The sequence below is a fragment of the Mucilaginibacter sp. P2_A5 genome (assembly GCF_056404995.1).
The window spans coordinates 53,105-78,372 of the sequence record NZ_JBFUCY010000029.1; the positions used below are offsets into that span (position 1 = coordinate 53,105).

Genomic DNA, 25,268 nt, shown 5'->3' on the forward strand with positions numbered 1-25,268 from the left:
AGCACCTTAACACTACCTTACCACCATTACCCATCCCGTTAATATCGTTCCGTTTTTAAGGTCGATGGTGTAATAATAGGTACTTGTGGGCATTGGCTTCCCATTAAAATGCCCATCCCAGGGATTGGGATAACCGGTGCTTTTATACACTACACTACCATAGCGGTTAAAAATCATCGTAACTGATTTCGGGTAACTATCTAATCCCTTAATATTCCATGTATCATTTTGCCCATCGCCATTAGGGCTAAAAGTATTTGGCGGCGTAATAGTATTGATAACAGTCACGGTTACAAAGCTGGAGGCAGCGCAACCATCTGTTGAGATAACATTTAGTTTATAGGTTGTGGTTTTTTGCGGGCTTGCAACCGCATATTGGGAATTTGGATTGCTCAAACCATAGGCGGGTGTCCAGTTGTAAGCGGCAATACTGCCAAAAACAACAGGCTTAAACGTAATATTTTTACCCGCTATGATTTGCTCGGCCGGGTTAAGATTGATTGTTGGATACGGGTTAATAGTAACAGCGGCATCAAGCCCCAGATTTGGAATACCGCAGCCACCACCAGTAGTTACCGCGCAATTAACGAGATCGCCGGTTTTTAAATTATCAGCTACAAATTGCGGTGTGTTTGTTCCCGCGTTTATCCCGTTTACCAGCCATTGGTACCGGGTGCCTGCATCGGGATTTTTTACTGTTGCCGTAAAAGTAATAGGATCGCCCTGGCAGCCCGATGCCGTGGCGGGGCTTACAGATACTGAACGACCAGGGGGCTCTATATCGCTTTTGGCTGTAACATTAAAAGTAATACTGCTGCTGCCGCCAGAGTTATCAATAGCTGTAAGCGTAACTTTAACGGGCACCCGGTTTTGCAGTGCGGTATTTGCCTCGGGCGATTGCGTGAACCTTATAGTACTGCCAGGGCAGTTATCAGTAGCAGTAGCCTTAATTGTATAATTGGCCAGGTTTGAACAGTCGGTAACATCTATATCGCCAAAGGCCGACGTGATGGCTGGCCGGCTTTGTACAAAAACCGGCACATTGGTTGTAGAAAAGGTACAAGTACTTGGGCCAACATTACCGGTATAAACAAAATATGGCCCGTTGCCCGCTATTGTGGATATGATATTATCGTGCGTCATTTTTCTGATAAGCTGATTATTAAAATCAGCAATATAAAGATTTCCGCAGGGATCAATTGCCATGCCTTCACAAAGCGAAAACCGGGCACCGGAGCCTTTACCATCTACAGGATTTGAGCTGCCGTTATCGCCAGCAACAGTTATTACTTTACCATCCGGTGTTATTTTTCTGATGGTAAATAAATCTGCCACGCACAGGTTGCTATCAGCGTCAAATACTAATGCAAAAGGCGCTACAAACGATGCACTCAATCTATCGCCATCATCGCTTCCCTGAATACCCCTCCCCGCATACACAGAAACTGTGCCATCGGGAGTTATCTTTTTAATTTGAAAATAAGTATTATCAGCAACATAAACATTATTGGCAGCATCAACTGCTAATCCCCAGATTGCTCCAAACCGCGCAATTTTGCCATTACCGTTAATATTGCCTTGCCTGCCGTCGCCTGCAAGTGTGCTTACAACGCCTTCCGGATTTATTTTGCGAACTTTAAAATTACCCCTGTCGGCAACATAAATATTCTGATCCTTGTCCATAGCCATTTTACCTGGGTATGTAAATATTGCCTTTTCGCCCTGGTCATCGGCGTCGCCGGCTATTCCTTTGCCTGCAAATGTTGAAACCATGCCGCCGGGTGTAATCTTTCTGATCCGGTTATGACTATCGCTTACATAAATATTATCGGCCGAATCAATAACAATATCCTGCATAGCATCAAACATTGCAGTTGTTTTGTGCCCATTAGCATACCCTTGTACCCCAGTACCTGCAAAAACAGATACATCGCCTCGGGGCGTTATTTTTTGAATAGTAAAACCGCTATTTTGGGAAATGAACAAATTGCCGGCCCTATCAAAAGCTACCCCATTTGGATATTGCAATTGTACGGCATTTGGTTTTAAGCTTCCTATAAAACCATTATTAACAGCCTTAACTTTAATGTACTGGTTGCCGATATCGCTGCAATTGAAACTAAGGGGCTGTAACAGGGCCCTGTTTACCGAATCATTTGTGCTTTTATTGATTAAAGCAAGGTCTTCAATTTTATTTTTATAATAGCCAGTTGCATCAAGCTGAAGTAATATAACCGGTGGCTTGGGCGTAATGATTGGGGCCTGCTGCGCAAACACTGGCTTATTGGTGTATAATAAAAAAAATAGCAGCAGGGCTATAATTGGCTTATACCTAATCATTTCAACTTTAGGTTAAACAATTATAGCAAAAATGTTCGGATTTAGCAGGCAGGCATGCTGGCCATTTTGAGGCAATTAATTGGGGGGACGCATTTGAGCGGTAGTAATCTGCCAAAGTCGTGCATTTATAAAATTCTATAAATCAGACCAATTGCAAAACCATGAAAAAGAAAGCGCCTGTGTATCTTAAACACAGACGCCTTATCGAAACTATTATGAAAAAAGGGTATGTTACCCAACTTTGCCCTGCAACGCCGTTGAGATAACGATGTAAAGATGCGGTTGAATACTTATCGAACCAATCGTGTATCGGCGAACAGGCATTTTGTATAGATGAATAAATAAAAACAGGTTTATTTAAGCGACAAAACAGGTTATATACGCCAATTAGTACGCTTTTTAGCTTGATTTCATCCAGTTTCTGACAAAATCAAGATAACTCTCGCTTACAGGCAGTTCAATATCGGTGAGTTTAACCTTACGGTTCTGGATAGACCGGATCTTATTCACCGGTATAATATAACTCCGGTGAATACGCTGAAATTTATCTGTCGGCAATTTTTCCAGCACTTTTTTTAACGGCATCAGCGTAAGCACCGTTTTGGCGTTGGTAACATGAATTTTAATGTAATCCTCCATGCTTTCAATATACTCAATGGTGCTTAAATCAACCTTTACCATCCGGTATTCCGAGTATACATAAAGGCTTTCGTCGGCCTGTTCCGTGGCGGGTTTGGTTTTGTACTGGTGATAATCAACCGCTTTTTCAACGGCTTTTTCAAAACGTTTAAAGTCGATAGGTTTCAGTATATAGTCAAGCGCCTCCAGTTCAAAACCTTCAAACGCAAAGTTTTTATAGGCGGTGGTAAATATTACCATGGGTTTAACTTTGAGCGAACGAACGAGATCAATTCCAGTAATATCCGGCATATTGATATCAATAAAAAGCAAGTCGATAGGGGTGTTTTTTAAAAATTCAGCACCCGAAATGGCATCCTCAAAAGTATTTACCAACTGCAAAAACGGAAAACGTGCAACATAGCCCGCAATAAGTTTTAATGCCAGGGGTTCGTCGTCAATTGCGATACATTTAAGCAGCATAGTTTTAATTTATAAAGATGGATTAACCGTGTATTGTCTCGCTTTTTCCGTAGTTCTGGATCACTTTAGCTTCGTAAGCCAAAAATTCCTTCCAGCGCATTTCCACATCTATCTCCACCGCATATTTTTTGGCAAGGCGTATAAACATCGAATAGTGTGTAGCCTCGCTTATCATCAGTTCATGGTAAAACCCGGAAAGCTCGGTGTCGTTAATGTTTTCAGATAGCACCTTAAAGCGCTCGCAGCTGCGCGCCTCTATCATCGCCGAAAACAATAACCTGTCTATCAGCTGCGCTTCGCGACCGCCGCCTATGATAATAAACTTGCGTAGTTCGTTTACATAATTGTCTTTACGCTCGCGGCCCAATAAAAAACCACGTGCTACTATAATATCATGTACCCGTTTAAAGTGGTCCATTTCTTCCTGTACCAACAGAGCCATTTCCTGCACCAGGTCGGATAAGTTGGGATTTTGTACAATGAGAGTAATAGCATTACTGGCGGCCTTCTGTTCGCAAAAAGCATGATCGGTCAGCAATTCTTCAATATTGCTTTCCACCACATTTTTAACCCAAAGCGGATCGGTAGGTAACTGTAATTTAAGTATGGTTTTCTCGCTCACAAAAGCAAATATAGTGGAAGTAGGCGAAAGGTTAAAGGTTATTCTTCTGGCCCGAATGCCGGATTGTTAGCTATTGATCGGGAATGATGGTGGATGGAAAGAATATAAATTTTTTCGGAAGATGCTACCTTATAAATTATCCTGTAATTTTGAAAAATCAGCTCTCTGTAATTCGGATCTTCCAATTCAGGAACAACCCGGCCAATTAATGGGTGTAAAATTAATCTGTTTATGGTGCCTTCAATTTTATTCTTTCCAGTCGCGCATATCTTATAGAATCGCGTTTTATGTAATCTATAATGTCTTTTAAGTCTAATCTGGCTGTTTTGGATAGTATTATTTTAACCACAAGTCCATCTCTTTTTTCATGTCCTCCCAGTCTATCCCCTCACCATCTTCAATTTCTTTCTCGCCATTTTCAATTTTCTGCAGTAAGATCACTTTATCCACCAGATCATCAACCGAAAAGGTTTCTGGCATGTGATCTATCAATTCCTTTACTTTATCTTTAGTAAGCATACGGCTCTCCTTTTTATAAATATACGATTTTACTTATACAAACTCTTACTCTCAATAAATTTCAAAACAGGATCGGGTACAAAATACTGTACGTTCTTTTTCTCGGAGATGGATTTGCGGATGAAGGTTGCCGATAATTCCATCTGCGGTGTCATGGTAATGGTTACGGATGGATGATCGGCCAGCTCGGCGTTCTCGTAGCCGGGGCGGGGGTACACGTAAATGCGGTAATCGCGCAGGATAAGTTTATAATTCTTCCACTTATGCAGGGTGCCAAGGTTATCTGAGCCCATGATGAGGGCAAATTCGTGTTCGGGATATTTTTCTTTTAAATGAGCAAGCGTATCTATCGTATAAGAGGGTTGAGGCAGCCTCAACTCAACATCGCTTACCGCAATGTTGGTAGCATTATCAGTGGCCAGGCGGGCCATTTCCAGCCTGTCATAAGTGTTAATCAGGTCGCCATATTTTTTTAGCGGGTTTTGAGGCGATACCACCAGCCAAACCTTATCCAGGGTAGTATGGTTGGCCATGTAATTGGCAATAATAAGGTGCCCTATATGTATGGGATTAAATGAACCGAACAGTAAGCCGATTTTCATAGTTGGCAGTTTTCAGTTAGCAGGTTGCAGTTATTTGTTTGCATTTTCTCCGGCCCCAAACTTTTCGGGGTTATTGATCATGTATTGCGTGATTCGCCCAATTTCGTCTGTTTGTGAAAATAAGTTGTCATAAGTTTCTTTAGTAATATAGTTGCAGGCTAACGAAAATTCAAGCCATCCTTGTGTTTCACTGTTCTCCATATCCACATCGGTTAGCTTACTCACAAAATGATTCGGAAACCTTCGTTTGCGATAGGCTTCTATAGCGCAGATATTTACAGATCGCGACGATCTGCGGATTTGATCTGTTAATGAATAAGTTTCTTCTTTCGGAAACTGCTTTGTGACGGCATATATTTCCATGGCAAGGGAGAAGCTCTTTTTATATAACAACAGATCTTTATAACTCCCCATGTTAATGCTGCTAACTGCAAACAGAAAACTGCCAACTATTTAATAAAGTTTCTCACCAATCCTTCCGCTTCTTTGCAAGCCGTTTCAAGATCGTAATTTTTGAGGATAATATCAAATTGCGGGGCGTATTTTAGTTCTTTTTCGGCTTTGGCAAAGCGTTCTTTTAATTTTTCTTCGCTATCTGTACCCCGGCCCGTTAAACGTTCAATTAAAACTTCCAACGAAGGGGGCTGAACGAAGATAGCTAACGCCTGTCCGTCGTATTTACGCTTCAGGTGAAGGCCTCCTTCTACGTCGATATCAAAAATTACCGTTTTACCTTTAGCCCAGATGCGCTCAATTTCGGCGCGTAAGGTGCCATAAAAGGTACCGGTATAAACTTCTTCAAATTCAACAAATTGCTTTTTGGCAATACGGTGCGTAAACTCGGCCAGGCTAATAAAGTAATAATCCTTACCGTCCTGCTCATCACCGCGGGCCTGGCGGGTAGTTGCCGAAATAGAAAACTCCAACTCGGGTATTATACTCAATAGATGATGCACTATTGTGGTTTTACCTGCGCCGGATGGTGCCGAAAATATGATGAGTTTACCGTTTTGGTTCATTAGTTCATTAGTTCATTAGTTCATTAGTGGTTGGCGGCGCATAGTCACCAGCTTGTTACCAATGAACTAATGAACCAGTGAACCAATGAACTATAATACGTTTAAAAGTTGTTCTTTAATTTTTTCCAATTCTTCCTTCATGCCTACTACCAGTTTCTGGATATTGGCATCGTTGGCTTTTGAGCCAAGGGTATTAATTTCCCTGCCTATCTCCTGCGAAATGAAGCCCAGCTTTTTACCATTGGCATCAGCGTTTTTCAGGGTTTCGATAAAATACTCACAATGGGTTTTAAGGCGGATCTTCTCTTCGGTGATATCCAGCTTATCTATGTAATAAATAAGCTCCTGCTCAAAGCGGTTTTGGTCAATGGCTTCACGGTTGGTGGCCTCGGCCAGGAAGTTGTTCAGCCTTTCGCGGATCAATGGAATCCGTTTAGGATCTTCCAGTTCAACCAATTCCAGGTTTTTAAGGATGATACCAATACGGTATTTTACATCATTCTCCAACACGTTACCTTCATCGGCCCTGAATTGCTGAAAAGCAGCCAAAGCCTGCTGAAAGGTTTTTTCAACCTGTTTCCACTCGTCTTCAGATACCGTTTCCTCGTCGTATTTTACAACTTCGGGCAGGCCTAAGGCAAGTTGCATCAGGTTGGTAGCAGGCTCGTTAAGCTCATTACTCACGTCTTTAAGCTGCTGATAATAGTGTTTAAGCAATACTTTATCGATGCCGGCTGCTTTTACAACGGCATTAGCCTGCTCCACATTGATTGATAGGTTAACCTTGCCGCGTTCAATCAGCTTACTGCAATCATTACGTAGCTGAAATTCCTTTTCAGAGAAAATTTTAGGCAAACGGAGCGAAAGTTCAAGAAATTTACTGTTCAGGGATTTAATTTCAACGGTGTATTTAGTATTACCCGAATCAAAACTGGCAATTCCATACCCTGTCATGGATTTTATCATGTGCAAAGATAGGGTTTTGTTGTCAAAGTCCGAAAGTCGGGAAAGCCGGGAAGTCCGAAAGTTGGAAAGACGGAAAGTAAAAAAAGCAGGAAAGTTGGCGAAGTTAACAAGCTTGGAATAAAAAAGTGAACCGGCTTTTATCTTTCGGACTTTCCGTCTTTCCAACTTCCCGACTTACTCTTTAACACTTTTTCACACTTGGTGTAAAATACTCTGTATATATTTACGTTCTTATTTGTACTAATGCGCATTCGTTTTACCCTGCAGTTACTCGTTTGCTTTTGCTTTGTTTTAAATGCATCAGCACAGGAATTTACCCTAAAAGGGGTGATATCAAAAAAAAGCACACCCGAGCGTGTGGGCCAGGTAATGATCAAAAACTTAAGAACCAATATTACGCTCATGAGCGATGACCTTGGTTGGTTTACAGTTAAAGTTTCGGTTGGCGACACATTGCTGTTTTCGAAAGAAAAATTTACACCGCAAAAAATAGAAGTATTGAATAACAGCGATATGCCGGTGTACCTGCAGCCCCAGATTGTATTGGCCGAAGTTAAAATCACAGGCCAAACCAAGCGACAGGAGGTTAATGAAATCATGGGCGATTATCGTAAGCAAGGCACTTTTTATGCCGGCAAACCACCTGTAACATCGTTTATAACCAACCCGTTAACAGGGATTTATGAACTTTTTGGCCAAACGCCCAACAGGGCCAAACGCTTTGCCCAATTCTCAAAAGGCGAGATTGAGCAGGCCGAAGTGAACCGGAGATACAATATGGCCTTTGTAAAACAGGTTACCAAAATACCATCAGATGCAGAGGCGCAACGTTTTATGAATTACTATACGCCAACGTTCGACGAATTAAAGGGCTGGAACGATTACGACCTGATAAGCCATATCCAAAAATCGTACGAGTACTATAAAAACAGCGGGGAAAAAGAAAAGCTTGAATTGCTGAATTCGCCAACGTTTATTAAACCAGATTCAATCAAGCTATCAAAGCCGGGGCAGCACTAAAAAGAGTATTTATTAAATACCCAGTGTTTCGCAGGCCTTTTCGGCGGCCAGCTTTTCGGCGTTCTTTTTACTGAATTCTTTGCCCGATCCGGTTATTTCCCCATCAACCAGGGCCTGTACAGTAAATAGTTTGGTGTTTTCGCCATCCTGGTTGGTTACCAGCTCAAAAGTAATATCGCGGCCGTGGCGCTGGCACCACTCAATTAATTTACTTTTAAAGTTGGTTTCGGTTTGCTCCAGCTTATGAATATCTATGTGCGATTTGATGATATGGTTTATCAAAAAGCTTTTGGTAAAATCATATCCCTTATCCAAATAAACGGCGCCAATAAGTGCTTCAAAGGCATCGCCAAGCAACGAGCCCTGTCTGCTGGAGTTTAGCATGCGGCTATCGTACTCAATCAGTTTATCAAAACCAAGCTTACGGCCAAGGGCGTTTAAATTGTTGCGGCTTACAATTTTTGATCGCAATTCGGTTAAAAAGCCCTCATCCTCATAAGGATATAGTTTAAATAGCACTTCGGCCACAACGCTGCCCAGTACGGCATCGCCCAGGAACTCCAGGCGTTCATTACTGTTCTTTACCCCTTTTTTTACGTTTTGGGCAACCGACTTGTGCCTGAATGCCAGCCGGTATAAAGACAAATTGCCCGGCACGAAACCGAGCAAATTATTTAAAACCTTAACATATTTTCTATTGGGCGATATATAAAGCTTGTATAACCGGCTGATAGGCATTAAACCACAATTAGTCTACGTATTTTTTAAATATCACAGAAGCATTATGGCCGCCGAAACCAAACCCATTGCTTTGAACTATATTAATATCCCTTTTTTGCGCAGCATTAAAGGTGAAATTAATTTTAGGATCAAAAGATGGATCATCGGTAAAATGGTTAATAGTAGGGGGTATTATACCATTCTGTAAAGCCAATATAGAGGCAATAGCTTCAACCGCGCCGGCAGCACCTAAAAGGTGACCTGTCATTGATTTGGTTGAGCTGATATTTATACGGTAAATATCATCGCCAAACACATCCTGTATCGCTTTAATTTCCTGCGGATCGCCTATCGGGGTTGATGTTCCGTGAACATTCACATAGTCAATATCTGCAGGAGTTAAGTTTGCATCTTCAAGGGCAGACCGCATCACCAGTGCCGCGCCAAGCCCATCGGGGTGTGGTGCTGTCATATGATAAGCATCGGCACTCATGCCGCCACCCATCATTTCGGCATAAATTTTAGCGCCACGGGCCTTTGCATGCTCCAGTTCTTCTAAAATTATAGTACCTGCGCCTTCGCCGGCCACAAAACCATCCCTGTCCAAATCAAACGGACGAGATGCCGTTGACGGATCATCATTACGGGTAGATAGTGCGTGCATAGCGTTAAAACCACCGATACCAGCTTCGTTAATGATAGCTTCAGAACCGCCGCTGATAAACATATTAGCTTTACCCAGGCGGATATAGTTAAATGAATCTATAAGCGAATTGTTTGATGAAGCACAGGCAGAAACTGTTGAAAAATTTGGTCCGCGCAAACCGTATTTGATCGAGATATGGCCAGGGGCTATATCCGCTATCATTTTTGGAATAAAAAATGGGTTAAACCGTGGGGTGCCATCGCCTTTGGCAAAGTTTACAACTTCATCCAAAAACGTTTTTAAACCGCCAATGCCCGAACCCCAGATAACGCCTATACGGCTGGTATCAAGCTTCGAGAAATCCAAACCGGCGTCTTTTACGGCCTCCTCTGTCGAGAAAAGCGCGTATTGTACAAACGGATCTAATTTACGGGCATCTTTACGACCCAAAAAACCATCCGCATCAAAGCCCTTTACTTCACATGCGAACTTAGTTTTGAAATGTGTGGTATCAAAACTTTTAATAAAGGCAGCGCCACTTACCCCATTGATTAAGCCATTCCAATACTCAGAAACGGTATTACCAATTGGAGTAAGTGCTCCAAGCCCGGTTACTACAACTCTTTTGAACTCCATTTAATCCAGTTAGGGAGTCTTATTTAACGTTTTTTTCAAGGTAAGCAACAGCCTGACCTACAGTACCGATAGTTTCAGCCTGATCGTCAGGAATAGCCACGTTAAATTCTTTTTCAAACTCCATGATTAATTCCACGGTGTCTAACGAGTCGGCACCAAGGTCATTGGTGAAACTCGCTTCTGGTGTAACTTCACTTTCGTCAACACCCAGTTTTTCTACGATAATAGCTTTTACTCTTGAAGCGATATCAGACATAGTCTTTATAGTTTAATGATTAATAAAAATTCAGTGCAAAGAAAAATAAATTCTGTCAATAATCAAATCTAAAACTTTTACAATATATTTCGATAACAAAATTTTATTGGAGCGGTTTGGATTTGTATTTTTGACGCGGTAAAAGTAATGATTTTGAACAGGAAATTTTTAAAGTTTGAGATCGATTTTGATTTTGTGCTTATTGCGGTAACATCTTCATTAAAAGATTATCGCATATGTTATCTTATCAACAAGTTTTTAAATTTTAATTTTATTAAAACCGAAGATTTGTCTGTTGATATCCACCCCGGGAGCGAGCCCGTTTTATTCTCAAAATACTATTATAATTGGGAAACCACCGAAACAGATTTTTATTTTATAGGCAATAAAGGCTCTGAGGGCTATTTAGTGCCCGAAATGAAGAGTGCCGATTATTTTTTAATGGTGCGTAATTATATAGACGATACCGACCTTGATAACCTGATATCAACCCTAAATAAAATACCCGAAATTGTTGCAGCAGTAAAGATTGATCCGAAAAAAATAAAATCACGGGAAAATCTGTTATTTTAGCGCAAAATTTTAAAAGTGTTGGTATCACACCTAATGTGAATACAGTGCCAGTTTAACCCGATTAATATGAAATTATACTATAACCGTACTAAGATTGTTGCCACCATGGGCCCGGCATCAGCTAAAAAAGAAGTTTTATTAGCGATGATAAAGGCTGGTGTAAACGTTTGCCGCCTTAACTTTTCGCATGGACGCCCCGAAGATCATAAAGGCGTTATTGATACCATCAGGGAAATTAATGCCGAATATAAAACCAATGTTGGCATCCTTGCCGATTTGCAAGGCCCTAAAATCCGCATTGGTTTAGTAAAAGACGGTGGCATCCACTTAGTAAACGGCACACAGATAAAAATTACTACCCAGGAATGTATTGGCAATGATGAGCAGATTTACATCACTTATGATACCTTCCCACAGGATGTACAGGCCGATGAGATTATTTTATTGGATGATGGCAAACTACAGTTAAGGGTAATTGAAACAAACAGGCTTGATACCGTGATGTGCGAGGTTGTACACGGCGGTATATTAACATCGCGTAAAGGTGTTAACCTGCCAAATACCAAAGTATCTATCCCCAGCTTAACCGAAGAGGATTTGATTAACCTGCAATTCGCATTAAAATATGATGTGGAATGGATAGGCCTGTCATTTGTGCGTACCGGCCAGGATATTATTGAACTTAAAGAAATTATTGCCAAAAGCGGCAAAGCGGCCAAGGTTATTGCTAAGGTTGAAAAACCTGAAGCAATTGATAATATAGACGAAATTATTGCCGCTACCGATGGTGTAATGGTTGCCCGTGGCGATTTGGGTGTTGAAATGCCTTTGGAAGAAGTGCCATTGTTGCAAAAAATGATTGCCCGCAAATGCCGCGCGGCTTCAAAACCGGTAATTGTAGCTACCCAGATGCTGGAATCAATGATAACCACCCCACGCCCAACCCGTGCCGAAGTTAACGACGTGGCCAACTCTGTACTTGATGGCGCCGATGCGGTAATGCTAAGTGGCGAAACATCTGTTGGCGAGTTCCCGGTTATTGTTATAGAAACTATGGCTAAAATTGTACGCAATGTTGAAGAACTGGGTTATCCTTATAATACATCAAAACAGGATACAGTTGATCCTACTGCCGTAAATTACCTGAGTAACGCACTTTGCGAATCGGCAGTGCACCTGGCGCAACGTACCGATGCGGTGGGTATTGTATCTATGACAACATCCGGTTATACTGCATTTCAAATATCAAGCCACCGGCCTAAGGCAAGTACTTACATATTTACGTCAAACAAGCAACTGCTTAATGCGCTTAGCCTGGTTTGGGGTGTACGCTCTTTTTATTACGATAAATTGGAAAGTACCGATGATACCATTAGCGATGTAAACAACATCCTTAAAACAGCAGATCTTATACAATCTGGTGATGTGGTGATAAATACTGCCGCTGTTCCAATTATTAAGCAAGGCAAAACCAATATGCTTAAAGTAAGCGTTATTGAATAATAATAAAAGTTTAGCTTTATATAAAAGGCGGGTAATGTTTATGCATTACCCGCTTTTGTTTTTAAAGGTAGCAAAACAACACTATTAGCTGGCCACGTCAATCTGCCGTCCAATTGCTTCCAGTTCATGTTGCTTAAAAGCATTGGTATATGAAAGCGCTTTATATTGTTTCATGCCTGTTTTATAAATATTGGCTATCCAAACTCCATGCATATAAAGCGAGTAGTAAACGCCCTTAATTGCAGCATCGGCTTTGGTACGGATATTTAGATTTACCTGCCTGTCTTTTAATGTGTACTGTATGTCGAATTTTTTCATAGATAGAAGTGATTGCATGAGTTAAACATTCAAAGCAGGGACTTTGTTTGTTTAACTCATTGGTTTGTAGGTGACTTAAAAACTAAATTAAGAAAAAAAATAAAATAATCCTAATTATTTCAGCGTGTGTTTTTAACCTCTTTGGGATTTAAGCACACCAGCTAACCTACTTAACCTTCAGTACACAGCTATTTTAGCTCTATCCGCTGATGCTGATATGGAATTTCAACCAGGGCAAAACCTTTCTCCTTTAGCTTCCCGCTAAAATGTTGCTGCACGTTATATTCCCCATGAACCAAAAATATCTGTTTTACCTCCGCCGGGTCCTGGCAGGCCAAAAAATGCAGCAGGTCTTCATAATCGCCATGGGCGCTCATGGAGCGTATCGAGCGCACTTCGGCATTAACCTGGTAGGTTTCGCCAAAAATATGTACATCATGGTCGCCGGCAAGCAAGCGGCCGCCAAGGGAGTTCGGCTCGCAATAGCCTACCATCAAAATGGTATTTTTATTATTGTTGATGTTATTTTTAATATGATGCTTCACCCGCCCTGCCTCGGCCATGCCCGATGAGGAGATGATAACACATGGCCGCGGATCATTATTCAGCGCCTTTGATTCTTCGGTCGACTGGATAAAACGCAATCCTTTAAAACCGAAAGGATTGGCATCGGTTTTTAATACTTGCTTTACCTGTTTATTATAAACCTCCGGGTGGTTCATTAAAACATCAGTAGCTTTTTCTGATAGGGGGCTATCTACATAATAACGCAAATCAGGCAGTGTGCCTTTTAATTCCAAAGCATTTAACGCGTATAGCAGTTCCTGTGTGCGGCCAACACTAAAAGCCGGAATAATTACCTTCCCTCCTTTTACCTCGCAGGTTTGTTTAATAATCTCCAGTAAAGCTTCCTCAATCGGGCCCTGGTCTTTGTGCAATGAATCGCCGTAGGTTGATTCCAGCAAAATATAGTCGGCCTGGGCAAACGGTTGCGGGTCGTTCAGCAACATATCGTCGTAGCGGCCAACATCGCCGCTAAAGGTAATATTGGTAAGCCTGCCATCTTCGGTAATAGCTAAATGTACAGCCGCGCTACCTAAAATATGGCCGGCATCCGTGAGCTTTAATTTCACCTTCGGTGTTATTTCAAATTCTTCATTGTATTCCACAATCTTAAATAACCTTAGTGCATCTATAGCTTCTTTATCCGTATAAAGTGGTTCAAGCAAGGGCAACCCTTTACGTGCGCGGTGTTTGTTGCTATACTCCGCGTCCTGCATCTGGATATGCGCCGAATCCATCAGGAGGATGCGGGTAAGGTCCATAGTAGCCGGCGTGCAATAAATGGGGCCATTATAACCCTCGGCAACTAACCGGGGTATTAATCCGCAATGATCTATATGCGCGTGCGACAGTACCATATAATCAACCTTTTTAGGGTCGAAACCGAAATGCTCGTTCAGGTTTTCAGATTGATCGCCCATGCCCTGGAACATGCCGCAATCCAATAAAATAGAGGTTGCGTCATTTAAGCGAATAAGGTGTTTGCTGCCGGTAACGTTACGTGCAGCGCCATGAAAGGTTATATTCATTTATAATCGGTATAAAGTATACATAACGAAGATGGCGATTTAATGTTTAATAAAACAAAACTAAGTTTTTAGTTGTTATTTTGGTTTATAGTTTATAACTTAGATTAACCAATTGGACAAGCTGGTGCGATTTTAAATAAGCACCGGCCTTTTTACACAAAGCACATGGAAATTAAAGAGTTAACCCGCGCCGAAGAACAATTAATGCAGGTATTATGGCAACTGGAAAAAGCATATGTAAAAGATGTGATTGACATGTTGCCCGAACCCAAACCGGCATATAACACAGTATCGACCATTATCAGAATCCTGGAAACAAAGGGTTTTGTAGGGCACACAGCATTTGGCAAAAGCCACCAATACCACCCGATAGTAAGTAAAGATCAATACCAGGATTTTGCCTCGGATAAATTGTTGAGCGGATATTTTGACAATTCGGTTAACCGCATGCTTTCATTTTTTGTAAAAAAAGAGAAGATTGACCTTAAAGAGGCTGATGAGATCATGAAACTGATTGAAAAACTTAAAGACAAATAGCTATGAGCTGGTGGCAATATTTATTACTGGTAAACATTTACCTGGTTTTATTTTATGCGTTTTATGTTTTGTTGCTGCGTAAGGAAACCTTTTTTCAGTTAAACAGGATTTATCTTGTCACGGCAGCATTGCTGTCATTTTTTATACCCGTTATACAGGCCGATTGGGTGCAAAACCTTTTTATAACCCAGCAGGTAAAATATACTATATATAGCATTCCAGTTATTCAATACCAGTTTAGTGCAACAGAAAACAGCCACCTTAAAATGGGCGAAATTTTGGCTTTCCTGTATTTGCTGGGCATTTTGATTTTATCGGCAAAGCTTACGCTGCAATTGTTTAAACTGCGCCGGGTTATGCGGATGCCCAAAGCCGAGGTTCCCTATTCATTTTTTAAAACGGTAAAACTAAGTGAAGATAGCCCGGATAACGCCGCTATTGAAGCGCACGAACAAGTACACGCGCAGCAATGGCATTCGGCCGATGTGCTGCTTGTAGAAATGGTGATGATCATTAACTGGTTTAACCCGGTTGTTTACCTGTACCGTATTGCAATTAAGCATATCCACGAATACATCGCCGACAGGCAGGCCGTACTGGCAGGCACCAATAAAGCCGAATATGCTTTATTACTATTAAGCCAAACGTTTAACACGCCAACCCACCGGCTGGTAAATCCTTTTTTTAACCATAGTTTATTAAAACAGCGCATCATGATGCTGCAAAAAAACAAATCGCAGCGTGTCAGGCTTATTAAGTATGGGTTATCCGCACCATTGTTCATTTTAATGTTAATCCTGTCTTCTGCTACCATCAATAATAGCCAAACCGTTACGGCTATCAACAGTAAAGCACAGGAGATTTTTATTACGCCGGCCGCACAGGTCGATCTATCAACCGTACTTGGTAAAACCGAACCGGTAAAAGGTGCCGAAATTAAAAATCTGGCCGATACTACAAACGACGTTGTGTTTTCATCGGTAGAAACATTGCCCGAGTTTCCGGGAGGTATTCAGGCTTTCGGTAAATTTATAGCATCAAATATCCGGTATCCGGCAACAGCCAGGGAACAGCACATCCAGGGACGGGTAATTTGCACCTTTATTGTAGAAAAAGACGGCGGCCTGTCAAATATCAGCGTGCTGCACAGCGTAAGCCCCGAAATTGATGCTGAATCGATAAGGGTTTTAAAACTGTCGCCCGCCTGGAAAGCAGGGATACAAAATCACCATAAAGTACGCACGCAGTTTTCTGTACCTATAACGTTTGCTTTAGATAAGGACGATAAAACAGCGGACGCAGGCCAGCAAGGCAATCCGCCACCTGTAGTTGAGCAATTACCGCCCAATTCAACCAATAGCGTGCTTTCTTCCGTTGAGCACTTGCCCGAATTTCCCGGAGGGGTTGAGGCATTTGTCAAATTCCTTGGATCAAACATCCGTTACCCCAAAGATGCCCGCGAAAAAGGAATACAAGGCCGGGTGATTATTACATTTGTGGTTGAAAAGGACGGCTCGCTATCGGGCAACAAAATTGTCAGGGGAGTAAGCCCCGATATTGACGCCGAAGCGCTTAGAGTACTGGAAATGTCGCCCAAATGGTCGCCTGGTACGCAAAAAGGCAAAGCAGTGCGGGTACAATATTCTGTCCCTATCAGCTTTAAACTGGCCGATGATAACAAGCCCGTGAAAAACACAGAAAATAAAACGGGCAAAGTAATACTATTAAAAGATAAAACGCCATCTTACAAAGGAGTTGCAACCTCACAGGATACATCTAAAGGCCATATTGCAGGCAATGCCGATTACAAAGGCTATTTCACTATGAGCAGAGACAGCAAGACCAACGAGCCGCTTTATTTGCTTGATGGCAAAGAGATAGCCGCCGCCGGTGTAAAAAACATCGCTGTAAACTGCATTCAAAGTATTGATATATTAAAAGACAGATCAGCAATCGCCATATATGGCGACAAAGGCATCAACGGCGTGGTTAAAATCACAACTAAGAAATAGATGTGCAGATTTCAAATGTGCAGATATGCAGATGGTTGATTCGGCAGCATAGGTTATTTGACTTGCACTCATTTAAGACTTATTTACCGTATAAATCTTTTAATTTTGCTTACAACGTTATAAAGCCTGAAAGCAAAATACCACCTGCTATGAACAACGCCCTCAATTTAACCATTAACGCTATACAGCACATAGGCATTCCGGTCACCGACCTAACCGCATCGCAATTATTTTATGGGCGGCTTGGGTTTAATCAAGTAATGGAGGCGCCTTTTACCGACAATGGTGGCAGCGGTACTTGTGTGATGATGCAACGAGGTAATATGATCATGGAACTGTACCAGCTACCTGAGGCCGGCTTGTCAGAAATCCGGGCGAGGGGTAACGGCCATATCGACCACGTGGCATTTGACGTGCCCGACATCGATGAAGCTCAAAGTAATGGCTGAAGCCGGGTTTAACGTACTAGAGCCCGAACCTGTGTTTCTTCAGTTTTGGAAAAATGGGTGCAAATATTTCAATATCACCGGGCCCGACGGCGAACGGCTGGAGTTTAACCAGGTGCTTTAATCGGTCAGCGGCAATATGACGGCAAATGCCGGAAGATGGTATGCCAATATGGAGCACGTCAGAACATCTTAGGGCGTTAAGCGTTATTTGCTTACTTTAGCATTAAGCTTACCCGTGCATGAAAAATATCGCTTTCCTTTTATCGGCCTTCGCTTTAGCCGCAGGCCTTGCATCCTGCTCGCCTAAAGGGCCTTACGCCCTTACCAACAAGGTGTACAAACACCAAACGGACTCAGTACTTGAAGTGATATCCCGTGAACAGCCGGCCATGCTACAGGATAGCCTGGGTGTCCAGATTCCCAGCGAATGGGTTGGTACCGTGAACTTTAACGCCCGGAAACCTAATTATGTGATCATCCATTTTACGGCCCAGGATTCGGCCAAACAAACCCTCAAAACCTTTACACTGGTAAGGCCGCAGGTGAGTGCCCATTATGTAGTAGGCAAGGATGGTAAGGTATACCACATGCTAAACGATTACCTGCGCGCCTGGCAGGCCGGCATCAGCAAGTGGGGCAGCATTACCGATATGAACAGCTGCTCGATAGGTATCGAAATTGATAACAACGGGCACGAGCCTTTTAATGATATACAGGTGAAAAGCCTGCTGGCGCTGCTGGCACAGCTTAAAAAAACTTATAACATTCCAACAGCCAACTTCATCGGCCACCAGGATATTGCCCCGGCTCGTAAGCCCGATCCGGGGCCGTTATTTCCCTGGAAGTTACTGGCCACCAAAGGCTTCGGATACTGGAGCGATGAACTGCTTGAACTTCCGCCCGACAACTTTGACTATGCTACCGCCCTGCGCCTGATAGGTTATGATACCAGTAACCTGCCCGCCGCCATAACCGCCTTTAAACGTCATTTTGTTCAGGTAGAAGACAGTCCCGTTATGGGCCAGCTTGATTTGAATGTATTATATAATGTGTACAGGAAGTATTGAGAGAAAATTGTCTTCCTTTTTTTAAGAAACTAGTCCTCAAAGGATATCTCTACACCGTCGCTTACCGGGTGTCCGGTGCAGGTCAGTACCAGGCCAGACGTTATATCGGCATCAGTGAGCACATCATTTTTTACCATAATCACCTGGCCACTGATACACCTGGCCGTGCAAGTTGAGCATACGCCATTGCGGCAACTGTATGGAAGCTGCAGGTTGTTTTGTAATGCCGCTTGCAGGATTGATTGATTTTCGCCTACGGGCAAATCATGCCATTCTTCTTTAAACCTTATCCTGATGTTGCGTGGAGGGAAACTGGTAGCAGTGCCGGTTACTGCAACCGTCTCTAAAACGAAGTTCTCCCGGCGGATCTTGTTTGGTTCAATCCCCATATATATCAACGCAAAGCGGATCATCCGCATGTATGGGAATGGCCCGCAGAGATAAAATTCAGCCTTTTCCAGTTCTGTTGTTACTAATTGCCGGATTAAGGTTTCAACCCTATCGGCATTAAGGCGGTTGGCTTCGCTGCTTAGCAGGTGGATGATGTTAAATCTACCAGGGTGCCGGGCGGCCAGCTGGTCAAGCTCGTTTTTAAATAGTATGGAGTTGGCATCCTGGTTACTGTAAATAAGTGTAAGCCTGCTTTTGCCCGGCCGGTTCAGGATATATTTTACCTGCGAAAATATTGGGGTGATGCCGCTTCCTCCCGCAAAAAACAATATGGATTTGTCTTGTTCATAGCCACTTACTATAAACCTGCCTGCGGGCGCCAGTGCATTCAATACATCGCCGGCCTTTATTTTGGTAAGCATAAAACGCGAAATCTCACCATTGCTGATACGTTTTATGGTGATGGAAAGCAAAGGTTCATCTGGCGACGAACTCAAAGAGTATGACCTGCGGATTTCCTCGTTATGGTGGTTAAATACCAATGTCAGGAATTGCCCTGCTTTATAACTGACGGGCCCGCCGGATACATTGGACAGGTAAAAGGTAGCCGTATCCTGGGTTTCCCATTTAATTCGCTCAACTTTAAGCTTTAGTATATCGGTGGTCATATGTTAAAAAAACGGCCCCGTTGCGTTGTACGGGGCCGTTTCTGTTTTAATGTCTGCTTAAAAATTAAGCTATTGCTTTTGCATAAAGCTCGGCAACATGTGCCCAGTTGATTACGCTCCAGATGCCTGCCAGATAATCAGGACGGCGGTTTTGATATTTAAGATAGTAAGCATGTTCCCAAACATCGATACCTAAAATTGGTGTGCCTTTTACTTCGGCAATATCCATTAAAGGGTTATCCTGGTTTGGAGTTGAGCAAACTGCCAGTTTTTTATCAGCAGTAACAATTAACCATGCCCAGCCCGATCCAAAACGGGTTGCACCGGCTTCGTTAACTTTAGTTTTTAAATCGGCAATTGAACCAAAAGTGCTGGTAATTGCAGCAGCTAAGGCACCTGTAGGTTCGCCGCCACCATTTGGCGAAAGCAAAGTCCAGAACAGGGTGTGGTTGTAGTGACCGCCACCATTGTTGCGTACAGCAGGCGCGAATTTTGAAATGTTTTTGATGATATCCTCAATGCTGCTATCAGCTTCTGGCTTACCTTCAAGGGCTTTATTTAAATTAGTAACGTAAGCCTGGTGATGTTTACCATGGTGAATTTCCATAGTAAGTTTATCAATGTGCGGTTCCAATGCATCGGTAGCGTAGGATAACGCCGGTAGTGTAAATGCCATAATTACAATTTTAAAGTTTAATGATTGTTATGTAACAAATATAAGAGTAGATTTTACTTTTTGTTCTAAAAATATTGTCAAGGTTGTGTCGTAAGAAAGTTCATGGGCAGAAGTTCATGGATCATGGTTGATGGTTCATAGTAGGAAGTGCATAGTTAACGGTTCATAGCCGGATTGCTACATTACTAAACTTTGCAATAACCCTCGTTTATATCCCTTGGACCCAAATTCCTACTACGCAGCCATGAACCATGATCTATGAACCATCAACTAAAGTTTACCCCTCTTCCCCCTGAAAAAATTCTTCACCAGCTCCGAGCATTCGTTTTCGCGGATGCCGCCGGTGATTACGGTTTTGGGGTGCGTTATTTTTTGGTTAAGCCTGCCAAAACCCAGCTTAACATCATAGGCGCCAAAAACTATCCGCGCTACCTGGAACCAGTAGGATGCCCCGGCACACATTACACAGGGTTCCATAGTAACGTACAAAGTGCAGCCTTGCAGGTATTTACCACCCATGGAGTTTGCCGCCGCCGTAAGCGCCTGCATTTCTGCATGGGCCGATACATCGTTAAGGCGTTCGGTAAGGTTATGGCCGCGGCCGATAATTTTGCCGCCATACGTTACAATGGCGCCAATCGGTATCTCGTCTTCCTCAAGCGCGTAGCGTGCCTCTTTTAAGGCCTCGCCCATAAAAAAATCGTCGGGGGATATGGCGGGTTCGTCTTCGAAATTTATATACCTCATTTAAATCAGTTTACTGCCGTTGGGCACAGGTTTATCAACAGCGGCCAGCACAATGTCGCCATTTTCATCGGCAAGGCCGGTTATCAAAAACTCCGACATGAATTTACCTATCTGTTTTTTAGGGAAATTGATCACACCCAAAATCTGCCTGCCAACAAGTGCTTCCTTTGTATAGTGTTTAGTAATTTGCGCGCTCGACCATTTGATGCCAAATTCGCCAAAATCAACCCTCACCTTAAAAGCAGGCTTACGCGCATCGGGAAAATCAAGGGCCTCCAATATGGTCCCTGCCCGCAATTCTACTTGCTCAAAATTTTGCCAGGTGATGGTTTCCATAGGGGCAAAGGTAAAAACATGTAGAGGAGAATCAAGAGGCATTTTTAACTTGGCACGGCTATAACGCAACAAAACCCGGTATACTGATCATTCTGCACAGCGGGTTTGTTTATTACCAGATATTAACTTTAATGAGAGTTTCAATAACCTTGCACTCTATTTCTTCTATTTCGGCAGGAGCTACTTTGTTTATACCTGAATCGATGGAAAAAATCAGCAAATAACGAGTTTTGAAAAAAGCGAGCTTGTAGAATATCCCGCTAACAACTTAAAACACCTCCGACTCTTCGCTCAATATAGCCTGGGCAAACGAAGGTTAAGCAATGAGGCGGTGACTTAATAAAAGCCAATCATAATTATAAAAAAGAAATCAGTACAACAGCAAATACATCAACAAAACTCGATTTGTAAATGTTATCTTAACTAAAGAGGCCAGGCATTTTGCCTGGCTTCTTTATCATCCGTAAATATTTATACCAAATTCTTTTTGATATAACTGATGCTTTTGGCAATACTATCAAACGGGTCCCCGGGGCATATATCCTGTTCAACAAAGAAATATTTTACACCTGCCTTTTTTGATTGGGCCAGGATCTTTTTAAAGTCGATAACACCGTTACCTACTTCGGTAAACTTCTTTTCAGGCGTACTGTCCATATCCTTCATGTGTAACAGCGGGAAACGGCCGGGGTATTTGTTAAAGAAAGCGATGGGGTCTTGCCCGGCTTTAGTCATCCAGTACAAATCCATTTCCATTTTCACGTTGTCATGATCGGTAGATGTTAGCAGTATCTCGTAAGGATATTGTCCGTTATCTTGTATAAATTCAAAATCGTGGTTGTGATAGCATAACTGGATACCGGCATTTTTACAGGTTTGCCCGGCAACATCAAGCAAACCGGCAATTTTTTTATACTGCTCCAGGTCGCCTCTTTCAGTTTGCGATAAGTAAGCGCAAACCATATATTTTGCACCTACGGCAGCGGCATCATCAACGGCCTTTTTCCAGTCATTGAGGATGGTTCCCATTTGCGATGCGCCGTTAACCTGCTCCTGGCCAAGGCGGTAATGCGCGCTTGGCATGGTAAGCCCTTCCTGGGCCAGCAAACTTGCAAAGCCTTTGGCATTCATGCCGTAAAACAATTCAGTGCCGGTGTAAGTTGCACCCTCAACGGTGGTATATCCCAACTTAGCCACTTTGGCTAAAGCGGCGGCCGGGTCTTTTGCCATGGCATCGCGCACGGTATATAATTGCAGGCCTATTTGTTTTTTGTCGTAAGCAAATAAACGTGGCGCTGCCAAAAGTCCGGCGGTAAGCACAGCCGAAGTTTTAATAAATGAACGTCTGGTAGTCATAATTATATTTTATAATTAGTGAAGATTGGTGATGTTTATGATTGGTGATGTAAATATACTGTATAAACAATACTAAAAGCAAAGACTAAATTTTATTTGAATGGTTTAGTTAAACCAAGCAATTAAAAAGTAGTCATAATATTACAAACGATCTTATACCCTTTGCTTTTACACCTGTCACAATAACAACATGAAACTTTTTGCAGGTTTGGTTTTAGTATTTTTGTTATGCTTTACATCGGCCGTGTGTGCCCAAACGGATAGCGACGTTGTTCGGATTCGTGTTTTGAAACCTGCACGGGAATTATTTGACAACACTACTGATAAAGGTTCGTTCGGATTAACACTTGGCGTCGGGGAGGTTTTTCACCGGGGGCGGGTTTGGTTTGATATAGGCGCCTTTGCCGATTTAACGAATTACAACTTCGATATAGATAATGACAAGCGTTTTAGGGGCTCAAATTTATGCCTGGGGCCTGGCGTCTGCACCCGGTATTGTTTTAACCCCCAAAGTAGTTTTCGATTTTCTGCCGGACTATTACTCAAAGCGGGTTATAACTGGGGTGCAGGCGATGTTTATAAATATAATGATCAGCACAATGATTACAGTAACAGGCTGGAAGACAAGTCAATTAAAAGCAATATCAGCGCTGCTGCTTCGCCGTTTATTTCCTTATCTACCAATGGCAACCCGGGCCCTATTGCTATCGAATTGGGGTACGATAGCGCTAATTATGCCAAACATATAAACAATCTGCGATCAGCTTATTATTCCCCATTAAACTATCATTCGGGGTATTTATTTGTTGGCATAGCCTTAACATTCGGAAATTAGTGTCTGACCTGCCGATATCGAAGATATCATTTCGATTCTATTGACTTTATTTGAATGGTTTAGTTAAACCAAGCAATCAAAAAGTAGTCATATTGTTACGAACGACCTTATACCCTTTTTATTTACGCCTATCACAATACCAATATGAAACTCCCTGCAGGTTTTATTTCGATGTTTTTGTTATGCTACGCTTTAAACGTGCAAGCGCAGTCAAGTGGCCTTTTGATCAGGATTGGCACCATGCAGCCAACAGCCGATCTGCTCGACAGCAATATAAGCAAAGGCTCATTCCGGGTTAACCTTGGCTACGGAAAAGTTTTTGCGGGCGGCCATTCCGGGTTTGACATAACGGGGTTTGCCGATGTTATGAGCTATAACTTTTATTTTGATGATGATTACAAGCGCTTTGAAGGCACAACCTTATATACAGGCATCGCTATAACGCCGCACTACTGCATCAATCCCGAAAGTGAGGTACAGGTTGCTATTGCACTATCAATAAAGGGCGGCTACAATGTTGGTTATGGTGATGTATACCGATATAGTGAACCGCGTGACGATTATACCGACAAACTGGAAGGCAAGTCAGTGGGGGCTGGTTATACTTTTGCTTATTCGCCAATGATAACTCTTTCTATTCCGGGCGGATATGGCAGCGCGGGCCTGGAGCTGGGTTACGATAGTTCAAATTATGGTGCAGGCATCAACCGTTTACGGTCAAAGTATTATTCGCCGGTGAAGTATAATTCGGGGTATCTGTTTTTGGGCGTTTTTTTCAGATTGCGCCATTAGTATTAATTATACAAAAGTTATTATCTCCATCAATTAAGTAGCCCTTTTTACATACAAACAACATTCTTTTCCATAAACTTGCAGTATAAATAGTTGTTGCTCCTTAACAACGCGTTATAAAACATGAGTGAAGAATTTTACGGGCAAATTTTTACCAAGCAGCAAAAGCTTGAGTACGTGCCGTCTAACAGGGAAATTACCAGGTGGGCGCTGCGCGTTATCCATTTGTTGTACCCGGAGCAAACAGCAAAAATTTTTTCGACTGTTGATGAGTTGAAGGCCGAATTTGTGGTACTGGAAGCTGAGCTTTACAACATCATGGAGGCCACCAAAGCCTGTGCCGATTGTGATAACAAAAAACGCGCGGCCGATTTTTTTGAATGCCTGCCGCGGCTTTACCATGTTTTAAATACCGATATCCAGGCCATATTTAATGGCGACCCCGCTGCACGCAGCGAGTTTGAAGTGATCCGTACCTATCCGGGATTTTTCGCTATTTCACTTTACCGGCTGGCGCATAGTTTATATACCCGCGATGTACCTTTAATTCCCAGGATACTAACCGAGCATGCCCATTCCAAAACAGGTATCGATATTCACCCCGCCGCTGTTATTGGCGAGTATTTTTATATAGACCATGGAACCGGAATTGTAATTGGCGAAAGCTGCACTATCGGCTCGCATGTTAAATTATACCAGGGTGTTACCCTTGGTGCTTTAAGTGTTGATAAAAGCATGGCTTTTACCAAACGCCACCCTACTGTTGAAGACAATGTGGTTATATACTCCGGCGCCACCATATTGGGCGGCGAAACCGTAATAGGCAGTAACAGTATTGTTGGAGGGAATGTGTGGTTAACCAAAAGCCTGCCGCCAAATTCAAGGGTGTATCATACGCCAAGCATCCGTATCTTGAAAAAATTAACGCGGCGTATTTTTGGCGAGCAAAAATAAAAGAACCAACCCTGTT

Annotated in this window: 30 protein-coding genes; 11 read left to right on the top strand and 19 right to left on the bottom strand. The window is 42.5% G+C overall.

Features of this window, described 5'->3' with window-relative positions:
• Window positions 1–12 precede the first annotated feature (12 nt).
• The 9 genes from AC1DXF_RS22355 to AC1DXF_RS22395 form a co-directional block, all read right to left on the bottom strand.
• On the bottom strand, window positions 13–2,340 hold the full coding sequence (locus AC1DXF_RS22355; protein WP_477450923.1) for a T9SS type B sorting domain-containing protein: 2,328 nt from the start codon (window positions 2,338–2,340) through the stop codon (window positions 13–15).
• A 399-nt stretch (window positions 2,341–2,739) separates the two neighbouring features.
• Entirely contained in the window at window positions 2,740–3,441 is a 702-nt protein-coding gene (locus AC1DXF_RS22360) for a LytR/AlgR family response regulator transcription factor (protein WP_477450925.1), read from the bottom strand.
• 22 nt (window positions 3,442–3,463) lie between these two features.
• Window positions 3,464–4,063 carry a MiaE family protein gene (locus tag AC1DXF_RS22365; protein WP_477450926.1) on the bottom strand — a complete coding sequence of 200 codons (600 nt, stop codon included), beginning with the start codon at window positions 4,061–4,063 and terminating at the stop codon, window positions 3,464–3,466.
• A gap of 38 nt (window positions 4,064–4,101) precedes the next feature.
• Window positions 4,102–4,395 (bottom strand): type II toxin-antitoxin system RelE/ParE family toxin, encoded by a 294-nt coding sequence (locus AC1DXF_RS22370; RefSeq protein WP_477450957.1) that lies wholly within the window; start codon window positions 4,393–4,395, stop codon window positions 4,102–4,104.
• Window positions 4,396–4,399: 4 nt separating this feature from the next.
• On the bottom strand, window positions 4,400–4,582 hold the full coding sequence (locus tag AC1DXF_RS22375; protein WP_090638363.1) for a hypothetical protein: 183 nt from the start codon (window positions 4,580–4,582) through the stop codon (window positions 4,400–4,402).
• A gap of 29 nt (window positions 4,583–4,611) precedes the next feature.
• A complete protein-coding gene (nadD, locus tag AC1DXF_RS22380) occupies window positions 4,612–5,184 on the bottom strand; it encodes a nicotinate (nicotinamide) nucleotide adenylyltransferase (RefSeq protein ID WP_477450927.1) in 573 nt (190 codons plus the stop codon).
• A 30-nt stretch (window positions 5,185–5,214) separates the two neighbouring features.
• Window positions 5,215–5,598: a four helix bundle protein gene (locus tag AC1DXF_RS22385; RefSeq protein WP_477450928.1), complete on the bottom strand. Its 384-nt coding sequence runs from the start codon at window positions 5,596–5,598 to the stop codon at window positions 5,215–5,217.
• 35 nt (window positions 5,599–5,633) lie between these two features.
• On the bottom strand, window positions 5,634–6,203 hold the full coding sequence (gene gmk / locus AC1DXF_RS22390) for a guanylate kinase (protein ID WP_477450929.1): 570 nt from the start codon (window positions 6,201–6,203) through the stop codon (window positions 5,634–5,636).
• 90 nt (window positions 6,204–6,293) lie between these two features.
• A complete protein-coding gene (locus AC1DXF_RS22395) occupies window positions 6,294–7,169 on the bottom strand; it encodes a YicC/YloC family endoribonuclease (protein ID WP_477450930.1) in 876 nt (291 codons plus the stop codon).
• A 243-nt stretch (window positions 7,170–7,412) separates the two neighbouring features.
• On the opposite strand from AC1DXF_RS22395, the gene AC1DXF_RS22400 reads away from it, so the two are divergent.
• On the top strand, window positions 7,413–8,189 hold the full coding sequence (locus tag AC1DXF_RS22400; RefSeq protein WP_477450931.1) for a hypothetical protein: 777 nt from the start codon (window positions 7,413–7,415) through the stop codon (window positions 8,187–8,189).
• A 12-nt stretch (window positions 8,190–8,201) separates the two neighbouring features.
• Here AC1DXF_RS22400 and rnc read toward each other — a convergent pair whose 3' ends face one another.
• From rnc to AC1DXF_RS22415, 3 genes are read right to left on the bottom strand one after another with little or no spacing between them, the layout of a single operon-like run.
• Window positions 8,202–8,927: a ribonuclease III gene (rnc, locus tag AC1DXF_RS22405; protein ID WP_090638385.1), complete on the bottom strand. Its 726-nt coding sequence runs from the start codon at window positions 8,925–8,927 to the stop codon at window positions 8,202–8,204.
• 10 nt (window positions 8,928–8,937) lie between these two features.
• Window positions 8,938–10,191 (bottom strand): beta-ketoacyl-ACP synthase II, encoded by a 1,254-nt coding sequence (gene fabF / locus AC1DXF_RS22410; protein WP_477450932.1) that lies wholly within the window; start codon window positions 10,189–10,191, stop codon window positions 8,938–8,940.
• A 19-nt stretch (window positions 10,192–10,210) separates the two neighbouring features.
• Entirely contained in the window at window positions 10,211–10,447 is a 237-nt protein-coding gene (locus AC1DXF_RS22415; protein ID WP_031266521.1) for an acyl carrier protein, read from the bottom strand.
• Between the two features lie 147 nt (window positions 10,448–10,594).
• Between AC1DXF_RS22415 and AC1DXF_RS22420 the strand changes: the two genes are divergently transcribed.
• Window positions 10,595–11,020 (top strand): IPExxxVDY family protein, encoded by a 426-nt coding sequence (locus AC1DXF_RS22420; protein WP_477450933.1) that lies wholly within the window; start codon window positions 10,595–10,597, stop codon window positions 11,018–11,020.
• A 66-nt stretch (window positions 11,021–11,086) separates the two neighbouring features.
• Window positions 11,087–12,523: a pyruvate kinase gene (pyk, locus tag AC1DXF_RS22425; protein WP_477450934.1), complete on the top strand. Its 1,437-nt coding sequence runs from the start codon at window positions 11,087–11,089 to the stop codon at window positions 12,521–12,523.
• 84 nt (window positions 12,524–12,607) lie between these two features.
• Here the strand turns inward: pyk and AC1DXF_RS22430 are convergent, their stop codons facing one another.
• Complete coding sequence (locus AC1DXF_RS22430; RefSeq protein ID WP_477450935.1) at window positions 12,608–12,841, bottom strand: hypothetical protein; 234 nt, start codon at window positions 12,839–12,841, stop codon at window positions 12,608–12,610.
• Window positions 12,842–13,029: 188 nt separating this feature from the next.
• Window positions 13,030–14,433 carry an MBL fold metallo-hydrolase gene (locus tag AC1DXF_RS22435; RefSeq protein ID WP_477450936.1) on the bottom strand — a complete coding sequence of 468 codons (1,404 nt, stop codon included), beginning with the start codon at window positions 14,431–14,433 and terminating at the stop codon, window positions 13,030–13,032.
• Window positions 14,434–14,598: 165 nt separating this feature from the next.
• Here AC1DXF_RS22435 and AC1DXF_RS22440 point away from each other — a divergent pair, with 165 nt between their 5' ends.
• The 5 genes from AC1DXF_RS22440 (at window position 14,599) to AC1DXF_RS22460 (ending at window position 18,498) form a co-directional block, all read left to right on the top strand.
• On the top strand, window positions 14,599–14,970 hold the full coding sequence (locus tag AC1DXF_RS22440; RefSeq protein WP_090638409.1) for a BlaI/MecI/CopY family transcriptional regulator: 372 nt from the start codon (window positions 14,599–14,601) through the stop codon (window positions 14,968–14,970).
• A 2-nt stretch (window positions 14,971–14,972) separates the two neighbouring features.
• Window positions 14,973–16,982 (top strand): TonB family protein, encoded by a 2,010-nt coding sequence (locus AC1DXF_RS22445; RefSeq protein WP_477450937.1) that lies wholly within the window; start codon window positions 14,973–14,975, stop codon window positions 16,980–16,982.
• Between the two features lie 149 nt (window positions 16,983–17,131).
• A complete protein-coding gene (locus AC1DXF_RS22450) occupies window positions 17,132–17,431 on the top strand; it encodes a VOC family protein (RefSeq protein ID WP_477450938.1) in 300 nt (99 codons plus the stop codon).
• Window positions 17,409–17,552, top strand: a complete 144-nt coding sequence (locus AC1DXF_RS22455) for a hypothetical protein (RefSeq protein WP_477450939.1) — start codon at window positions 17,409–17,411, stop codon at window positions 17,550–17,552. The genes AC1DXF_RS22450 and AC1DXF_RS22455 overlap by 23 nt, the downstream gene beginning before the upstream one ends.
• Before the next feature lie 118 nt (window positions 17,553–17,670).
• Complete coding sequence (locus tag AC1DXF_RS22460) at window positions 17,671–18,498, top strand: N-acetylmuramoyl-L-alanine amidase (RefSeq protein ID WP_477450940.1); 828 nt, start codon at window positions 17,671–17,673, stop codon at window positions 18,496–18,498.
• Between the two features lie 29 nt (window positions 18,499–18,527).
• Here AC1DXF_RS22460 and AC1DXF_RS22465 read toward each other — a convergent pair whose 3' ends face one another.
• The 5 genes from AC1DXF_RS22465 to AC1DXF_RS22485 form a co-directional block, all read right to left on the bottom strand.
• Window positions 18,528–19,556, bottom strand: a complete 1,029-nt coding sequence (locus tag AC1DXF_RS22465; protein WP_477450941.1) for a 2Fe-2S iron-sulfur cluster-binding protein — start codon at window positions 19,554–19,556, stop codon at window positions 18,528–18,530.
• Window positions 19,557–19,620: 64 nt separating this feature from the next.
• Window positions 19,621–20,232: a superoxide dismutase gene (locus AC1DXF_RS22470; RefSeq protein WP_090641554.1), complete on the bottom strand. Its 612-nt coding sequence runs from the start codon at window positions 20,230–20,232 to the stop codon at window positions 19,621–19,623.
• A 270-nt stretch (window positions 20,233–20,502) separates the two neighbouring features.
• Window positions 20,503–20,979, bottom strand: coding sequence for a nucleoside deaminase (locus AC1DXF_RS22475; RefSeq protein WP_477450942.1), 477 nt, complete (start codon window positions 20,977–20,979; stop codon window positions 20,503–20,505).
• A complete protein-coding gene (locus tag AC1DXF_RS22480) occupies window positions 20,980–21,315 on the bottom strand; it encodes a tRNA-binding protein (RefSeq protein WP_477450943.1) in 336 nt (111 codons plus the stop codon).
• A 471-nt stretch (window positions 21,316–21,786) separates the two neighbouring features.
• The gene (locus tag AC1DXF_RS22485; RefSeq protein WP_477450944.1) at window positions 21,787–22,671 is read right to left on the bottom strand and encodes a sugar phosphate isomerase/epimerase family protein; all 885 of its coding nucleotides are present in this window, start codon (window positions 22,669–22,671) and stop codon (window positions 21,787–21,789) included.
• A gap of 190 nt (window positions 22,672–22,861) precedes the next feature.
• On the opposite strand from AC1DXF_RS22485, the gene AC1DXF_RS22490 reads away from it, so the two are divergent.
• From AC1DXF_RS22490 to epsC, 3 genes are all read left to right on the top strand, one after another.
• Window positions 22,862–23,506: a hypothetical protein gene (locus AC1DXF_RS22490; protein WP_477450945.1), complete on the top strand. Its 645-nt coding sequence runs from the start codon at window positions 22,862–22,864 to the stop codon at window positions 23,504–23,506.
• A gap of 144 nt (window positions 23,507–23,650) precedes the next feature.
• Entirely contained in the window at window positions 23,651–24,298 is a 648-nt protein-coding gene (locus AC1DXF_RS22495; RefSeq protein ID WP_477450946.1) for a hypothetical protein, read from the top strand.
• A gap of 123 nt (window positions 24,299–24,421) precedes the next feature.
• On the top strand, window positions 24,422–25,252 hold the full coding sequence (gene epsC / locus AC1DXF_RS22500; RefSeq protein WP_477450947.1) for a serine O-acetyltransferase EpsC: 831 nt from the start codon (window positions 24,422–24,424) through the stop codon (window positions 25,250–25,252).
• Window positions 25,253–25,268 lie beyond the last annotated feature (16 nt).

Coding starts and splice junctions, on each gene's coding strand:
- AC1DXF_RS22440 (WP_090638409.1), top strand. CDS start 14,599: ATGGAAATTAAAGAGTTAACCCGCGCCGAAGAACAATTAATGCAGGTA.
- AC1DXF_RS22465 (WP_477450941.1), bottom strand. CDS start 19,556: ATGACCACCGATATACTAAAGCTTAAAGTTGAGCGAATTAAATGGGAA.
- AC1DXF_RS22395 (WP_477450930.1), bottom strand. CDS start 7,169: ATGATAAAATCCATGACAGGGTATGGAATTGCCAGTTTTGATTCGGGT.
- AC1DXF_RS22445 (WP_477450937.1), top strand. CDS start 14,973: ATGAGCTGGTGGCAATATTTATTACTGGTAAACATTTACCTGGTTTTA.
- AC1DXF_RS22490 (WP_477450945.1), top strand. CDS start 22,862: ATGAAACTTTTTGCAGGTTTGGTTTTAGTATTTTTGTTATGCTTTACA.
- AC1DXF_RS22355 (WP_477450923.1), bottom strand. CDS start 2,340: ATGATTAGGTATAAGCCAATTATAGCCCTGCTGCTATTTTTTTTATTA.
- AC1DXF_RS22470 (WP_090641554.1), bottom strand. CDS start 20,232: ATGGCATTTACACTACCGGCGTTATCCTACGCTACCGATGCATTGGAA.
- pyk (WP_477450934.1), top strand. CDS start 11,087: ATGAAATTATACTATAACCGTACTAAGATTGTTGCCACCATGGGCCCG.
- rnc (WP_090638385.1), bottom strand. CDS start 8,927: ATGCCTATCAGCCGGTTATACAAGCTTTATATATCGCCCAATAGAAAA.
- AC1DXF_RS22375 (WP_090638363.1), bottom strand. CDS start 4,582: ATGCTTACTAAAGATAAAGTAAAGGAATTGATAGATCACATGCCAGAA.
- AC1DXF_RS22420 (WP_477450933.1), top strand. CDS start 10,595: ATGATTTTGAACAGGAAATTTTTAAAGTTTGAGATCGATTTTGATTTT.
- AC1DXF_RS22450 (WP_477450938.1), top strand. CDS start 17,132: ATGAACAACGCCCTCAATTTAACCATTAACGCTATACAGCACATAGGC.
- AC1DXF_RS22495 (WP_477450946.1), top strand. CDS start 23,651: ATGAAACTCCCTGCAGGTTTTATTTCGATGTTTTTGTTATGCTACGCT.
- AC1DXF_RS22400 (WP_477450931.1), top strand. CDS start 7,413: ATGCGCATTCGTTTTACCCTGCAGTTACTCGTTTGCTTTTGCTTTGTT.
- epsC (WP_477450947.1), top strand. CDS start 24,422: ATGAGTGAAGAATTTTACGGGCAAATTTTTACCAAGCAGCAAAAGCTT.
- fabF (WP_477450932.1), bottom strand. CDS start 10,191: ATGGAGTTCAAAAGAGTTGTAGTAACCGGGCTTGGAGCACTTACTCCA.
- AC1DXF_RS22480 (WP_477450943.1), bottom strand. CDS start 21,315: ATGGAAACCATCACCTGGCAAAATTTTGAGCAAGTAGAATTGCGGGCA.
- AC1DXF_RS22430 (WP_477450935.1), bottom strand. CDS start 12,841: ATGAAAAAATTCGACATACAGTACACATTAAAAGACAGGCAGGTAAAT.
- AC1DXF_RS22475 (WP_477450942.1), bottom strand. CDS start 20,979: ATGAGGTATATAAATTTCGAAGACGAACCCGCCATATCCCCCGACGAT.
- AC1DXF_RS22485 (WP_477450944.1), bottom strand. CDS start 22,671: ATGACTACCAGACGTTCATTTATTAAAACTTCGGCTGTGCTTACCGCC.
- AC1DXF_RS22455 (WP_477450939.1), top strand. CDS start 17,409: ATGAAGCTCAAAGTAATGGCTGAAGCCGGGTTTAACGTACTAGAGCCC.
- AC1DXF_RS22415 (WP_031266521.1), bottom strand. CDS start 10,447: ATGTCTGATATCGCTTCAAGAGTAAAAGCTATTATCGTAGAAAAACTG.
- gmk (WP_477450929.1), bottom strand. CDS start 6,203: ATGAACCAAAACGGTAAACTCATCATATTTTCGGCACCATCCGGCGCA.
- nadD (WP_477450927.1), bottom strand. CDS start 5,184: ATGAAAATCGGCTTACTGTTCGGTTCATTTAATCCCATACATATAGGG.
- AC1DXF_RS22360 (WP_477450925.1), bottom strand. CDS start 3,441: ATGCTGCTTAAATGTATCGCAATTGACGACGAACCCCTGGCATTAAAA.
- AC1DXF_RS22435 (WP_477450936.1), bottom strand. CDS start 14,433: ATGAATATAACCTTTCATGGCGCTGCACGTAACGTTACCGGCAGCAAA.
- AC1DXF_RS22460 (WP_477450940.1), top strand. CDS start 17,671: ATGAAAAATATCGCTTTCCTTTTATCGGCCTTCGCTTTAGCCGCAGGC.
- AC1DXF_RS22385 (WP_477450928.1), bottom strand. CDS start 5,598: ATGGGGAGTTATAAAGATCTGTTGTTATATAAAAAGAGCTTCTCCCTT.